This window comes from Micromonospora humidisoli, assembly GCF_016900955.1.
Classification (GTDB): Bacteria; Actinomycetota; Actinomycetes; order Mycobacteriales; family Micromonosporaceae; genus Micromonospora; species Micromonospora wenchangensis.
In genome coordinates, this window is record NZ_JAFEUO010000011.1 from 31,596 (window position 1) to 45,127 (window position 13,532).

Sequence of the window (13,532 nt, forward strand, 5' to 3'; positions counted from 1 at the left end):
GGAACGGTAGCCCGCCCGTGCCGCACGGGCATAGCATCTTGCTTATGAGGCAAGACAAGGATCTGGAGACCCTGGTCCGGCAGCGCATCCGCAGCCTGCGGGTGGCCCGTGGCTGGTCGTTGGACGAGTTGGCCCACCGCTGCCTGATCAGCCCGTCCACGCTCAGCCGGATCGAGACCGGACACCGGCGGGTCGCCCTGGACCAGATCGCCACGATCGCCCGGGTGCTCGGCATCACGCTCGACCGGCTGGTCGAGTCCGACGCCGACGACGACGTCGTGATCCGTCCGCACTGCGACGAGGACCGGGGCGTCACCACCTGGCTGCTCTCCCGGGACAGCAACCAGACGGTCGCCAAGCTGCGGATCACCCGGGACGTCCCGACCGACCTGCGGGTACACCCGGGCCGGGACTGGTTCACCGTGCTCTCCGGCACCATCGAGCTGCGCCTCGGTGACCGGACGATCCTCGTCGGCACGAACGAGGCCGCCGAGTTCTCCACCCTGGTCCCGCACGCGTTCGGCGCGCACGACGGCCCGGCGGAGATCCTCTGCATCCTCGACCACGAGGGCGAACGCAGCCACCTCGGCCCGCACCACCCGCGTCCCGGCCGACCGGCGGCTAGCCCGTGATCACCGGCCAGGCGTAGGCAAGCAACGCGCACGCCGCCCCGAGCAGGGCCAGCGAGAACCCCCGGCTGGGGATGGGCAGGGCGGCGAGCACGAGCAGGATGACCGCGATGACATAGAGAAACGCCTGTACCGACATGACTGTCCCCTCGGGAGGCTGATGAACGGGCGGTGCGCTCTCTACCCCGGACGGCCCGGTCGGGAAACCCCACCCCCGGCGACCGTCCCGGGTCCACCTCTCCCGACCCGCGCTCCCGTCCGGGCGGGACGACGCACTGCCGTCCCGCCCGCACGGCGACGGACCGCCGTCCCGCCCGGACGGCGGGGCCGGCAGGTGTCAGCAGCCGAGCCGCTTGGTGGACAGCGCGATGTCGTCGATCCAGAGGTCGAACTCACCAGGCGTCGTGCCGCCCTGGTAGAGCTGCCAGCCGATCTTCACGGTGTCGACCGCCGGCAGGACGAACGGGACGTCGTTGCCGCCGTGGTCGGTGGTGGAGGCGGTCAGCTCCGGCTTCGCCATCCCGTCGATCCACACCGCGACCCGGTTGTCAGTCGGGTCGAGCTGCCACTCGAAGCACTGCCAGGTGTCCTCGGTGACCGGGGCGGACTCCCGCCAGTTGGTCCAGTCGCCGGTCGGGCCGCCGTCCGCGCCCACCCCCCAGAAGGTGCCGGGGACGGTCGGCGCGTACTGGCCGCCGATCGGGCGGACGACCTCGGAACTGCCGCTGCCGGTCGCCTCGACCAGCGTGAAGTGCGCCCAGTCCGGGGCGGTGGGGAAGGCGTCGACCCGCAGCCGCATCCGCCCGTAGAAGCGGTTGCCCGGCGCGGCGAAGTCGTCGACCCGCAGGAAGGCACGTCCGTTGTCGACCGTGTGCAGATGCAGCACCTGGTTGCCGTGCCTGGCGTGCTCGACGGTGAGCGTGCCGTGGCGGGTGTCGACGCCCCAGTTCAGCGTGCTGGGACCCCCGAGGGGCAGCCGTTCGAAGTCCTCACAGAACAGCGTGCCCCGGGGGCACGAACGCTGGGTGGCCGCCGACGGGCCGGCCGGGACGCTGCCGGCGGCGGTGCCGAGGATCAGGGCGGCGGTGAACACCGCGAGGAAACTGCGCATGGTCATTCCTCCAGGACGGCTGACCCCCACCATGCGGGCAGGGCTCAGCGGGAATCCCGGCCGACGAGCACCGCCGACCTCGCCCCCGGGCGCGTCGGACGCCTACGACGGTCGGAGGTGGGGCGGTCTCGGCGGGCGCGGGAGGGCGTGGCAGGGACACCGACGACGGGACACCCGCCCGTCGCCGTGGTGCTGGCCCGGCGAGGTGGCACCCGCGGCTGCCGAACTGGCGCGGTGCCGGCACCGCGCTGCTCCCGTGCTCACCGTCGCCAGCCCGGTTGCCCCCGTGCTGCGGCGAACTGAGCCATTCCAGCACGATCGGATCCGATCAGGCAACATCGACAGGCATCAGCACGCCCGACCCGGCCGGCCCGACCCGCCGAGCCCGTCCTGCCCCGGCTCACCGCCCGGCCGGGTCGCGGCGCGCAGCCTCCCGGTCAGCCGACCGCACCCCGGTCGACCAGGCTGAACGTGGTGCCTACCGGGGCGTCGCCGAGGACCTCCACATAGATCTTCCGCTGGCTCGGGCTCCACTGCACCACGCCGTACTGCTCGCTGACGATGGCGTAGGAGAGCCGCCCCTTGTCGTCCTTGCCCTCCCGGGAGATCCCGAAGAGGGTCGCCGCGGTCGGCTCGCAGTCGGTGCCCACCAGGGAGGCGTACCCCTCCGCGTCGATCTTGACGCCGAGGCAGGGCCGGTGGGAGATCTCCGGGTTCAGCGATTTGATCATGAAGTCGACGCCGACCGGGTCGAGCACGAAGCGGGCGTCCGGCTTGGTCCCGTCGCCGACCCCCACCACACCGTCGAACGGCAGCGACAGGTCGCGGTCGATCTCCACCACGTGCAGCAGGATCTGTCGCTGCCCGGCCAGGATGGCCCGGGTACGGTCCACCGGGGCGGACGGCGACGCGGCGGACGGCGACGGGGTCGGCGTACCCGATCCGGACGGGGTGCCAACCGGGCCACCCGCCGTCGGCCCCCCGGCTGCCGCGCCGGTCGGGTCCGGGGACGACCGGTCGCCGACCAGTCGGGGGCCGAACACCACGACCGACACCAGCGCCGCGACCACCGCGACGGCCGCGCCCACCCCGACGAACAGCCGACGCCGGGACGGGACCCGTCGACCGGACCCGTCCACCGCCGACGACGGACCGCCGATGCCACCTGACGCCGACGACGGACCCGCGGACGGCGTGACCGGTGCCGACGATTCGGCAGGAGGCCGGTCGGCACCGGCGGAGGCCGGCACGGCCTGATCGCCCGCCGGGGCGGTGACCGTCAACAGCCCGTCGAGCAGCTCCCGGGCGGTGGGCCGCACGTCGGGATCCTTCTCCAGGGCCCGGGAGACCAGCTCCCGCAACGGCCCCCGCAGACCGGTCAGGTCGGGCGGTTGGGTGAGGATCCGCATCGCGGTCGCGGTCGCGGAGTCGCCCCCGAACGGGTTGCGGCCGGTCGCGGCGTAGGCGACCACGGCACCCCAGGCGAAGACGTCCGCGGCCGGGCCCACCGCCCGGCCGGACCCGGTGTCGAACCGCTCCGGTGCCATGTACGAGACGGTCCCGACCATCTGGTGGGTCCGGGTGTGCTGGCTGGTCGCCTCGAACGCCCGCGCGATCCCGAAGTCGATGACCTTGATCCCGCCGGGTGCCACCAGCACGTTCGCCGGCTTCAGGTCCCGGTGGATCACCCCGGCGCCGTGGATGGCGGTGAGCGCGGTGGCCACCCCGACCGCGATGCCGTGCAGTTGCGCCGCACCCAGCGGCCCGCCGTCGCGGATCACCTGGGCCAGGCTGGGGCCCTCGACGTACTCCACCACGAGATAGGGCGGGTCGTGGTCCGGGTCGGCGTCCAACACCTCGGCGGTGCAGAACGGCGGGACCTGACGGGCCCGGTTCACCTCGCTGCGGAACCGGCCCCGGAACTCGTCGTCGTGGGACAGCTCCGCACGGACGACCTTCACCGCCACCCGGCGTCCCTGCGGCGACCGGGCCAGGAAGACACTGCCCATGCCCCCCTCACCGAGGCGGTCGAGCAGCTCGTACCCCCCGAGCCGGGCCGGGTCGCCGGGACGCAGCCCGTCGTTCACGTCGGCTGCCCGCAGACCACGACCAGCCCGCGAACCGTTGCGCCAATCACGCGTACCCCTCAGCTCACTCGGACACCGTCGGCAGCCTATCGCCCGCCCACCCGGGACCGCCGGTGCCGTCGGCGGCCTGGTCGGTGCGGACGGACGCGACGGGGCCCCGCCGGGATGACCGGCGGGGCCCGTCCTGACGGTCACCCGGATCGTGGCGGATGACCAGGCTGCTGCGCCACGCCCCGGGAGGTGCCCAGGGGCGGCCGGAGGGGGGTCAGTTGCAGGTGGTGCCGTTGAGCGTGAAGGGTGCCGGCGTGGTGGGCGAGCCGCTGGCGGTGAAGCCGAAGCTGACCGCGCCGTTGGTCGGGATGCTGGCGTTGTGGCTCTCGTTGCCCACCGTGACCGCCGCGCCGGTCTGCTGGAAGACGCCGTTCCAGTGGCCCTGGACCAGCTGGCTGCCGGGGAAGGTCCAGCCGAGCGACCAGCCGTTGACGGCCGGGCCGTCGTTGTAGACGGTGACGCTGACGTTGAAGCCGGTGTTCCAGGAGTTGGTCACCACGTACGACACCCGGCAGGTGCTCGCGAGGGTGGTCGCCGGTCGGATGTCGCCGTAGTCGTCCCGGGCGGTGGCGAAGTCCTGGAAGCCGAAGCCGGGACCGGCCGACCGGGTGGTGGTGCCGGCGGCGAGGACGGTGCCGTTGGCGTTGACCGAGTAGACCGGTCCGCCGCTGTCGCCGCCCCGGGCCGACTCGTCGCCGTCGAGCTGGGTGGCCTCGACCAGGTCCTCGATGTCGTCGTAGTGGAAGTCGACCCGCAGGTTGCAGACCGGTCCGCCGATCTCACCGGCCGAGGTGTACCCCGACTGGCAGAGCAGCTGACCGGGGAAGACCTCGGTCCAGCCGGTCACCTGGGCGCGTACCTCGTCGTTCTGCCCACCGACATAGATGTGGCTGCCCGGCGACGAGGTCGAGACCAGCATGGTGTCGTGGTCGTCGTTGCTGGCGACCCCGTAGCCGATCAGCGTGCCGCTGTTGGTGTTCGTGTTCCAGCCGACGTGCCAGGGCTGACCGATCGGGCCGCAGTGTTCCGCGGTGAGCAGGTAGCCCACGTTGGTCGTCTGGTTGCGGACGCCGAAGCCGGCGGTGCAGCCGTACGTGGTCAGCCCGATGCCGATCCCACCGTCGTACGGCGCGGAGTCGTTGTAGCGGGACCGCTCGACCATCCGCTCGCGCACCACGGTCCGGGTGCTGACCCCGGTCGCCGGCAGCTTCGGCTGCTTCGCGCCGGCCTTCGGGTCGACGGCGACCTCGATCCCGGAACCGTCGGTACGCAGCCGGACGGCGTGGGTGGCGTCGTTCGGGTCGGCGGCCACCACGGGGGCGAGCTTCGCCGCCGCCTTCTTCAACTCGGTACGGGAGTAGGTGGCACCGGCGACCTCCACCGGGGCGGTACGGCGTGCGGTCGCCACCGCCGCCGCGACGTCACCGGGCAGGGTGCCCTTCCACCAGAGGGTGACGTGGTCGTCCACCAGGCCGATGCCGGCGTAGCCACGCGGCGCGCCGGCCTCGATGGCGGTGCGCACGACGTTGGCCGCGTCGACCAGCGGGGCCTGGGCGAGCATCCGGTCCCGGGTCTGCGCCGGGATCACGTCGAGGATGGAGCGGTCGTTCTCGGCCGTCGGCGACGTCGCCGACGCACCGAACGGCTGGCTGGGGGCGGCGTTGGAGGGTGCCGTCAGCGGACCGACCACCACCGTGGCGCCGAGGAGCACGCCGGCGACCACCGAGCGGCGGGTCGCGTTCCAGGTTTGCGTCATGACCATGAGTCAAGTGATTGCGCCGCCCCGGGAACAGGCAGAAGCATCGGCAAGAATCGGCCACGAGGGTGGCGACGCCCACACCCGCGTCGACCACGACGCCTCCGGTCACCGGGACGCCGGCCGGGCCCGGAGCTGGTGGCTCCGGCCCGGCCGGCGGGGGTGGGGTGCGCCCGCCGTCAGGCGGTGGTGCAGGAGATGTTGCCGGGCGCGGTGCTGCTGCTGCCGTTGACCAGGAACCCGAAGGTGGTCGAGGCGTTCGGGCCGACGGAGCCGTTGTAGGAGGCGTTGCGGATGCTGACCGTGCCGCTGGTGCCGGTGTTGCTGCCGTTCCAGACGTTGGCGATGGTCTGCCCGCTGGCCAGCGTCAGCTGCACCGTCCAGCCGGTGATGGCGGTGGAGCCGGTGTTGGCCACGACCACCTCACCCTGGAAGCCGCCGGTCCAGCTGCTGACCGTGCGGTACGTCGCGGTGCAGCCGCCCGGCTGCCCGGTCGGCGGCGGCGTGGTCGGCGGAGCGCTGGTCGGTGGGGTGGTCGGCGGCGTGGTGGGCGGGGTGGTCGGTGGCGTCGTCGGCGGGGTGGTGGGCGGCGGGGTCGAGGTGCCCGGGACCGTGGTGGAGGCCGAGTTGAGCGCGTTGAGGACGGCGGTGTACGCCGGCTTCGGGTTGCTGTTGCGGTCGAACAGCAGCGGGTTCTCGTTGCCCCGCCAGGAGTCGCTGTCCCGGATGCCCCAGGTGGTGATGCCGACGCAACGCGGGACGTTCATGCACGCCTGGGTCAGGCCCTGGTACTGGCTGGTCGAGGCGTTGGTGACGTCGGCCTCGGTCAGCGCCACGTCCACCCCGAGGGCGGCGAAGCTGGACAGCGTCTGCTGGAAGTTGCCCGGCAGCGAACTGCCCCCGGTGAAGTGGGTCTGCAGACCGACGCAGTCGATCGGCACGCCGCGCGCCTTGAAGTCCTTGATCATGTTGTAGACGCCCTGCGTCTTGGCGTACGTCCAGTTCTCGATGTTGTAGTCGTTGTAGCAGAGCTGGACCGACGGGTCGGCGGCCCGCGCGGTGCGGAACGCCACCTCGATCCAGTCGTTGCCGGTGGACTGGAGGTTGGAGGAGCGGCGGGTGCCGTTCTCGGCGTACGCCTCGTTCACCACGTCCCAGGCGTAGAGCTTGCCCTTGTAGTGGGCCATCACGCCGTTGATGTGGCTGATCATCGCCTGCCGCAGCGCGCTGCCGCTCAGGCTGCCCCAGAACCTCGGCTGCTGGGCGTGCCAGGCCAGGGTGTGGCCCCGGAACCGCATGCCGCGCTGGGTGGCCCAGTTGTAGATCGCGTCACCCCTGCTGAAGTCGAACTGCCCGGGGTTGGGCTCGGTCGCGTCCGGCTTCATCTCGTTGACGGCCGTCATCATGTCGAACTCGCGGCTGGCGATGTTCAGGAAGCCGGAGTCGCTGAGCCGGTCCGCCCCCATCGCGGCCCCGAAGTACCGGCCGCTGCGTTCGGCGGCGGCCTTCAGCGTGGTCCCGGGCGGTCCGCTGAGGTCGGCGTGGGCCAGGGTCGCCACGGCCATCGACGACACGGTGATCGCCAGGGCGCAGGCGCCGCCCAGCAGCAGCCGGCTGGCCCTCCTGGTACGGCGTTGCGGTCGAGCGGGTACGTCGTTCATCTGTGCGTTTCCTCCTCGGTGTTCCGTCCGGTCACCGCCGGACGGGCACGCGACCGGTCGACCGCTCGTGGGATCGACGACCGGGACACCGCGCCTGCGGCGGGACCAGCACGTCACAGTGGGGCGTCGAGCCGGTGTCGACCCGGCCGCGCCCTCGTCGGTGACCACCGGTCGGCTGCCCGGTCCGCCCGGTGGATGGCGAACACTCCGCGTCCTACGCCCGTGCGGGGTGACGCTGCCCTGCCGTGATGCTATATCGAATGGATTCGATCTGCGACAGGTGTCCGACCCGGTCCGGCGGGTGTCGACCCTGCGCGACGGCCCGACCACGGACCGGTGGCACGCTCAGCGGGTACGCGCCCGCCGGGCCGCCAACTCCGTACGGTTACGGACGCCGAGCTTGCGGAAGATGTTGCCCAGATGGAACTCGATCGTCTTCACCGAGACGAAGAGCCGCTGCGCCGCCTCCCGGTTGCTGAGCCCGTTGGCGATCGCGGTGGCGACCCGGGCCTCGGCCTCGGTCAGCGTCGGCTCCCCTGCCGGCACCGGGAACGGCGGGTCGGCGACCAGCGGGACACCGGCACCCGCCGCGGACGTGCCGAGGGAGCGCAGGTCCCGCATCACCAGCGTGAGCATCCCGGCGGCACCGGTCCGGGCGTACCCCGCGCACGCCTGCTCCAGCAGCCGGGCCGCCTCGCCCCGCCGGCCGGCCCGCCCGTGGTGCACGCCCAGCAGCCAGGCCACCCGGGCGGCGAGCAACTGCTCGACCGGGCGGGTCAGCAGGTCCACCGCCGCCGTCAGGGTCGCCGTGGTGGCCGGGCCCGGCTGGAGGATCCAGTCCCGCCACGCCGGCAGCACCGGTCCGCCCGGCCAGGAGGCGGGCGGGTCGTCGATCCCGGCGAGCAGGTCGCCGGCCAGCCGGGACCGGCCGGCGAGGGCGTGGTGGGTGGCCAACTCCCAGCGGTGCTCGTACTGGAGGCCGGCGGTCACCCCGACGTCCCGGGCCACCACGAGTTCCAGCAGCCCGGCCCAGGTCTCCCGGTCGCCCCGGGCGAACGCCAGCGCGGCCGTGCACTCGGGCAGGTGGCGGGCCACCCAGGCCGAACCGACCTGGGCCGCCAACTCGCGGGCCTGGTCCAGGTGGACGGCGGCATCGTCCAGGTCACCGCGCAGCGCGTCGCACTTGGCCAGCCAGGAGGTCGCCTCGGCCTGCACGTCGGGGGTGCCGCACCGCGCGGCCAGCCGGGCCGCCTCCCGCAACTCGGCCTGCCCCCGGACCAGGTTCCCCGCCCAGCAGTCACCGACCCCGACCAGGGCGAGCAGCCGGGCCCGGTCGGCCGGCGGCAGGTCCAGGTCGGCGAGCAGCGGGGCGAACCGGCGCGCCTCGTGCGGACGCATCAGCGTCATCACGGCGGTCAACGCGCACTCCACCAGCACCGGGTCGTCGCCGAAGGCGTGCTCGTCGAAGATCCGTACGGCGGCGTCGAGGTGCTCCGGGCCCTCGGCGAGGCCGGCCCGGGTGGCCGCCGTCCCCGCCAGGGTGCGGTAGATCAGTGCGGTACGCGCCGAGCCGCTCGCCTCGTGGGCCTGCCGGACCCGGGTCAGCAGGGGGAGCAACCGGTCGCTGTCGGTGGTCCGGGACAGCGTGAGGAAGGCCCGGAACAGCAGGCGCGCGGCCTCGTCCGGGTCGGCACGGTCGGCCGCCGACAGCAGGCGCTCGGCCGTGATCTCGGTGGACACCGGCTGAGCGTAGAACCCGGGGCCAACCCTGGGGATTTCCCTGGTGCCCAGGTCACCCCGGGCCACCCAGACTGCATGCACCTGCCGGTCCAGCCGGCCGGTGGGCGTTCGCGAACGGATAGAGGTAGCACCATGAAGCGCAGGACCGTGGAGATCGACACCATTCCCGCCGACGGGGTGGAGCTGGCCGACGACCAGCTCGCCCGGATGCTCGGTGGGCTGCCCCGCAACGGGGCGGGCTCGTCGAAGACCATCGACGACATCCCCGGCGGGGGTCGACCGGACACCGACACCGACTTCGACTGATCCGTCACCGTCGGCGATCCGGCCCACCGAGGGGCCGGACGTCGGCGGTCCCCCGCCCGGAGCACCCATGATCCTCATCCTGACCGCCCCCGACGACGTACACGCCGACGCGGCCGAGGTGGAGCTGGGCCGACGTGGCGTCAGCTGGGTCCGCTTCGACCCGGCCGACGTACCGTCCCGCGCCTCACTGTCGGTGACCATCCGGGACGGTCGGCTGACCCGTACCCTGGTCCGGCACGCCGGCCCGGGCGGGACCGTCGACCTCGACGCGGTGACCGCCGTCTGGTTCCGCCGGCCCGGCGTCCCGGTCGCCCCGCCCCACCTGGGGGAACCCCACGCCGGCTTCGTGGTTCAGGAGAGCCGGCAGTTCGTCGGCGACGTCTGGGAGACCCTCGACGTGCCGGCGCTGCCCGCCGCCCGGCCGGTGGTGCTGCGGGCCCAGCAGAAGCTCCGCCAGCTCCAGCTCGCCCTGCGCCTCGGCTTCGACGTGCCGGCGACCGCCGTCGGCAACGATCCCCGCGACGTGCTCGACCTGTTCTCGCACACCGGCGGCCGGATGATCACCAAGCAGGTCGGGCTGACCAGCCTCCGCGACGAGCTGATGCGCTTCACCGAACCGGTCACCCACCACGACGTCGGCCACGTCGACGGGGTACGCCACTGCCCCCTCATCGCGCAGGAACGGGTGCCCAAGCGGGTCGAGCTGCGGGTCACCGTCGTCGGCGACCGGGTGTTCACCGCCGCCATCGACTCCCAGCGGTCCAACCACGCCCGGCACGACTGGCGTCGCCAGGACGACCGGAACACCCCGCTGAGCCGCTACGACCTGCCCGCCGACGTCGCCGCCAGGTGCAAGGCGCTGACCCGCGCGCTCGGCCTGCGCTACAGCGCCCTCGACCTGATCGTCACCCCCGACGGCCGGTACGTCTACATCGAGATCAACCCCACCGGCCAGTACCTGTGGGTGGAGGAGGAGACCGGGCTGCCCATCACCGCCGCCGTGGTCGACCTGCTCACCACGCCCGCCCCCACCAACGGAGCCACCACGTGACCACCCTGGACCCGGCCCTGCTCGACGCCGCCGTCACCCTGGTACGGGAGCTGACCGTCGACCGCGCCGGCCTGCGCGAGGCCCGCCGACGCCTCACCCCGCTGCGGGAACGCTGGCCGGGGGCCGATCCGGCGGTCGTGCGCGACGAGGAGGTGGCCGACGGGTCGGTCGCCTTCGACGTGCTGCTGCGCGAACCGGCCGGCACGGTCTCCGTGGCGTACAGTCCGACGCCGGCCCTGCCGTGGCCGCTGCGCGGGGCGGTCCGGCACTCCGACCACCACCTCGCCCGGATCGGCACCCGCACGCTGCGGGTGGGCGAGGCGCTCACCGCCCTCGACTTCCTCTGGTACGACCACGAGGTGCTCGCCCGGCTGGTCGACACCGGCCTGGTCGCCGAGGAGCTGGAGCAGCACCCGGTCGCGGTCGACGACGACGCGCTCCAGGCGGCGGCCGACGCGTACCGCCGGGCCAAGGGGCTGCTCGACGCCGAGTCGACCGCGCGGTGGCTCGCCGACCGGGGGCTCACCACCGAGGACTTCGCCGACCTGATCGCGCACACCGTGGCGGTCGCCCGGCTCCGGGCCCGGGTGGTGGGTGACCGGCTGCCGGAGTGGTTCGCCGCGCACCGGTCCACGTTCGACCGGCTCCTGATCGCCTGGACCGCCGAGGGGACGCCCCCCGCCGACCGCGCGACGGCGCTCGCGGCGGTGGCCGCCGCCGTCCGTGCCGGCCGGGCCGCCGGCACCCTGCGGGCGGTGGCGGTCGCGGCCCCGCCGGAGCTGCGCGACGCCACCGGGCCGGTGCCGACCACCATCGCCGGTACGGCGGTGACGGCGGTGGTGGTCGACCGCGAGCCGGCCGTCCTCGACGACGACACCCGGGCGCTGGTCGAGCGGGCCATGTTCGACGAGTGGCTGGCGCAGCGGCGGGCCGGCACCGACGTCGAGTGGTTCTGGCTGCCCCGGGACCGGACGACCCGGGTCCGGTGACCGGCCGGCGACGGGTGCCGGTGGTGCTCCAGGTCGCCGCCACCGACTGTGGGCCCAGCGCGCTGGCCATGCTGCTCGCCGCCCACGGCCGGGCGGTCCCGGCGTCGTACCTGCGGGCCCGGCTCGACGTCGGCCGGGACGGCCTGAGCCTGCGCGACCTGCGTGACGAGGCGCAGCAGCACGGGCTGCGTTGCCGGGCGATCGCCCTGCCGGCGCTGCGCGTGGACGCCACCCGGCTGCGGGAGCTGCCGATGCCGCTGCTGGCCCACTGGAACGGCGACCACTACCTGGTGGTCGAGCGGATCGGCCGCCGGGGCGTCGACGTGGTCGACCCGGCCGTGGGTCGCCGACGGCTCTCCCCCGCCCAGTTCTGCGCCGGCACCACCGGGGTGGTGCTGCTGGCCACGGCCGACGGTCCCGCCCCACCGGCACCGGCGGCACCGTCGCCGGTGCGCGACCTGCTGGTACCGGTGCTACGCCGGCACACCGGGTTGCTCGCGCTGTTGGCGGCGACCTCGGTGCTGCTCACCGCGACCGGCCTGGCCGTGCCGTGGGCGACCGCCGCGCTCATCGACGCCGTCGCGCCCCCGGCGGCGACCTGGCTCGCCGCCGTCGCCGCGCTGGCCCTGCTCACCGGGGCGTTGTCCCTGGCCCGTGGCCTGACCGTGACCAGCCTGCAACGGCGCATCGGCAGCCGGCTCGGCACCGAGACGGTGCACCGGCTGTTCGACGTGGTCTACCGGTACTTCCACCGCCGGTCGGCCGGCGACCTGGTCGACCGGGTCCGGGCGGTGGCCGGCGTCCGGGACCTGCTGGCGTCGGCGCTGGTCGCCACCGCGCTGGACGGGCTGCTGGTGGTCGGCTACCTGGCCGTGGTGACCGTGCTGTCACCGGTGCTGGGGCTGGCGGCCACCGCCGTGATCGCCGTCCAGGCGGGCACCGCGCTGTGGGTGGGCCGCCGCTCCGGCGCGCTGCAACGGGAGGAACTGCTCGCCTCCGGTGAGGAGGCGGCCCGGCTTTCCGAGGCGGTGCAGGGCATGGCGGCGATCCGGGTCGCCGGCGCCCAGCAGCGGGTACGGCAGCGCTGGCAGGAGTCGTTCGACCGGGGTGTGTCGGCGGCGCACCGGCTGGCCCGGCTGTCGGCGGTCGCGGACGCGCTGCTCGCCGCCGGATCGATGGCGAGCCCGGTGCTCATGCTGCTGGTGGCGGTCCGGCAGGCCGACTCGCCGGGTCGGGCGGCCGGGCTGTCCGCGCTCGCGGTCGCCGCGATCACCCCGGCGGTCGCGCTGGCCCAGCGGCTACCGTCGTTCACCCTGCTCGCCCCCACCATGGACCGGCTGGCCGACATCGTGGACGCCCCGGTCGAGCAGCCCACCCCGGGTCTGCCCGCGCCCCGGCTGACCGGGCTGGTCACCCTGACCGGGGTGGGTTTCCGGTACGACAGGCGGTCGCCCTGGGCGCTGCGCGACGTCACCGCCGTGATCCGGCCCGGCAGCAAGGTGGCGGTGGTGGGCGGCTCGGGCAGCGGCAAGAGCACCCTGGTCGGCCTGCTGACCGGCCTGTACGCCCCGACCGGGGGCCGCATCCACGTCGACGGCCACGACCTCGCCACGCTGGACCTGTCCTCGGTGCGCCGGCAGATCGGGGTGGTCCTGCAGGAGACGTACCTCGGCGCGGGCACCCTGCGCGAGGCGTTGACGCTGTCCCGCCCGGACGCCTCCGACGCGGCCGTCGACCGGGCGGTCCGGCTGGCCGTGCTGCACGACGACGTGGCGGCCCTGCCGATGGGGCTGCACACCCACCTCGGCGACGGCGGCGTCGGCCTGTCCGGCGGGCAACGGCAGCGGGTCGCGCTCGCCCGCGCGCTGCTGGCCGACCCGGCCCTGCTCATCCTGGACGAGGCGACCAGCGCGCTGGACACGGTGACCGAGGCGACGGTCGAGGCGAACCTGCGGACGCTGCCGGTGACCCGGTTGGTGATCGCGCACCGGCTCTCGACGGTCGCGGACGCCGACCTGGTCCTGGTGCTCGACCGGGGGCGGCTGGTGGAGAGCGGGCCGCCGGGGGTGCTGTTGGCCGCCGGAGGGCCGTTCGCCCGGCTGGCCGGGGTGCCCGCCGCCGGGCGGTCGTGGCCCGACCCGGTCCGCTGAG

The 13,532-nt window shown here is 74.0% G+C and carries 11 protein-coding genes; 5 read left to right on the forward strand and 6 right to left on the reverse strand.

Features of this window, described 5'->3' with window-relative positions:
• Positions 1-44: 44 nt before the first annotated feature.
• On the forward strand, positions 45-632 hold the full coding sequence (locus JQN84_RS29235; RefSeq protein ID WP_204961814.1) for a helix-turn-helix domain-containing protein: 588 nt from the start codon (positions 45-47) through the stop codon (positions 630-632).
• Here JQN84_RS29235 and JQN84_RS29240 read toward each other — a convergent pair.
• The 6 genes from JQN84_RS29240 to JQN84_RS32455 form a co-directional block, all read right to left on the reverse strand.
• Positions 622-768, reverse strand: a complete 147-nt coding sequence (locus JQN84_RS29240; RefSeq protein WP_204961815.1) for a hypothetical protein — start codon at positions 766-768, stop codon at positions 622-624. The genes JQN84_RS29235 and JQN84_RS29240 overlap by 11 nt on opposite strands.
• A gap of 198 nt (positions 769-966) precedes the next feature.
• A complete protein-coding gene (locus JQN84_RS29245) occupies positions 967-1,740 on the reverse strand; it encodes a hypothetical protein (RefSeq protein WP_204961816.1) in 774 nt (257 codons plus the stop codon).
• A 437-nt stretch (positions 1,741-2,177) separates the two neighbouring features.
• Positions 2,178-3,827, reverse strand: a complete 1,650-nt coding sequence (locus JQN84_RS29250; protein WP_204961817.1) for a serine/threonine protein kinase — start codon at positions 3,825-3,827, stop codon at positions 2,178-2,180.
• 265 nt (positions 3,828-4,092) lie between these two features.
• Positions 4,093-5,634: a cellulose binding domain-containing protein gene (locus JQN84_RS29255; protein WP_204961818.1), complete on the reverse strand. Its 1,542-nt coding sequence runs from the start codon at positions 5,632-5,634 to the stop codon at positions 4,093-4,095.
• 179 nt (positions 5,635-5,813) lie between these two features.
• Complete coding sequence (locus JQN84_RS29260; RefSeq protein WP_204961819.1) at positions 5,814-7,295, reverse strand: endo-1,4-beta-xylanase; 1,482 nt, start codon at positions 7,293-7,295, stop codon at positions 5,814-5,816.
• Positions 7,296-7,640: 345 nt separating this feature from the next.
• On the reverse strand, positions 7,641-9,035 hold the full coding sequence (locus tag JQN84_RS32455) for a LuxR family transcriptional regulator (RefSeq protein ID WP_204961820.1): 1,395 nt from the start codon (positions 9,033-9,035) through the stop codon (positions 7,641-7,643).
• A 132-nt stretch (positions 9,036-9,167) separates the two neighbouring features.
• On the opposite strand from JQN84_RS32455, the gene JQN84_RS29270 reads away from it, so the two are divergent.
• The 4 genes from JQN84_RS29270 to JQN84_RS29285 all read left to right on the forward strand — a co-directional run bounded on the left by JQN84_RS29270 (position 9,168) and on the right by JQN84_RS29285 (position 13,531).
• Positions 9,168-9,341: a putative ATP-grasp target RiPP gene (locus JQN84_RS29270; protein WP_144081550.1), complete on the forward strand. Its 174-nt coding sequence runs from the start codon at positions 9,168-9,170 to the stop codon at positions 9,339-9,341.
• A gap of 67 nt (positions 9,342-9,408) precedes the next feature.
• A complete protein-coding gene (locus JQN84_RS29275) occupies positions 9,409-10,392 on the forward strand; it encodes an MvdC/MvdD family ATP grasp protein (protein ID WP_204961821.1) in 984 nt (327 codons plus the stop codon).
• Positions 10,389-11,381, forward strand: coding sequence for a TIGR04500 family putative peptide maturation system protein (locus JQN84_RS29280; RefSeq protein ID WP_204961822.1), 993 nt, complete (start codon positions 10,389-10,391; stop codon positions 11,379-11,381). Before JQN84_RS29275 ends, JQN84_RS29280 begins: the two co-directional genes overlap by 4 nt.
• Positions 11,378-13,531, forward strand: a complete 2,154-nt coding sequence (locus JQN84_RS29285) for a peptidase domain-containing ABC transporter (RefSeq protein WP_204961823.1) — start codon at positions 11,378-11,380, stop codon at positions 13,529-13,531. The genes JQN84_RS29280 and JQN84_RS29285 overlap by 4 nt, the downstream gene beginning before the upstream one ends.
• The last annotated feature ends 1 nt before the right edge of the window (position 13,532 follow it).

Excerpts from the sequence above, each read along its gene's own strand:
- JQN84_RS29235 (WP_204961814.1), top strand. The coding sequence starts at position 45 with ATGAGGCAAGACAAGGATCTGGAGACCCTGGTCCGGCAGCGCATCCGC.
- JQN84_RS29240 (WP_204961815.1), bottom strand. The coding sequence starts at position 768 with ATGTCGGTACAGGCGTTTCTCTATGTCATCGCGGTCATCCTGCTCGTG.
- JQN84_RS29245 (WP_204961816.1), bottom strand. The coding sequence starts at position 1,740 with ATGCGCAGTTTCCTCGCGGTGTTCACCGCCGCCCTGATCCTCGGCACC.
- JQN84_RS29255 (WP_204961818.1), bottom strand. The coding sequence starts at position 5,634 with ATGACGCAAACCTGGAACGCGACCCGCCGCTCGGTGGTCGCCGGCGTG.
- JQN84_RS29260 (WP_204961819.1), bottom strand. The coding sequence starts at position 7,295 with ATGAACGACGTACCCGCTCGACCGCAACGCCGTACCAGGAGGGCCAGC.
- JQN84_RS29270 (WP_144081550.1), top strand. The coding sequence starts at position 9,168 with ATGAAGCGCAGGACCGTGGAGATCGACACCATTCCCGCCGACGGGGTG.
- JQN84_RS29275 (WP_204961821.1), top strand. The coding sequence starts at position 9,409 with ATGATCCTCATCCTGACCGCCCCCGACGACGTACACGCCGACGCGGCC.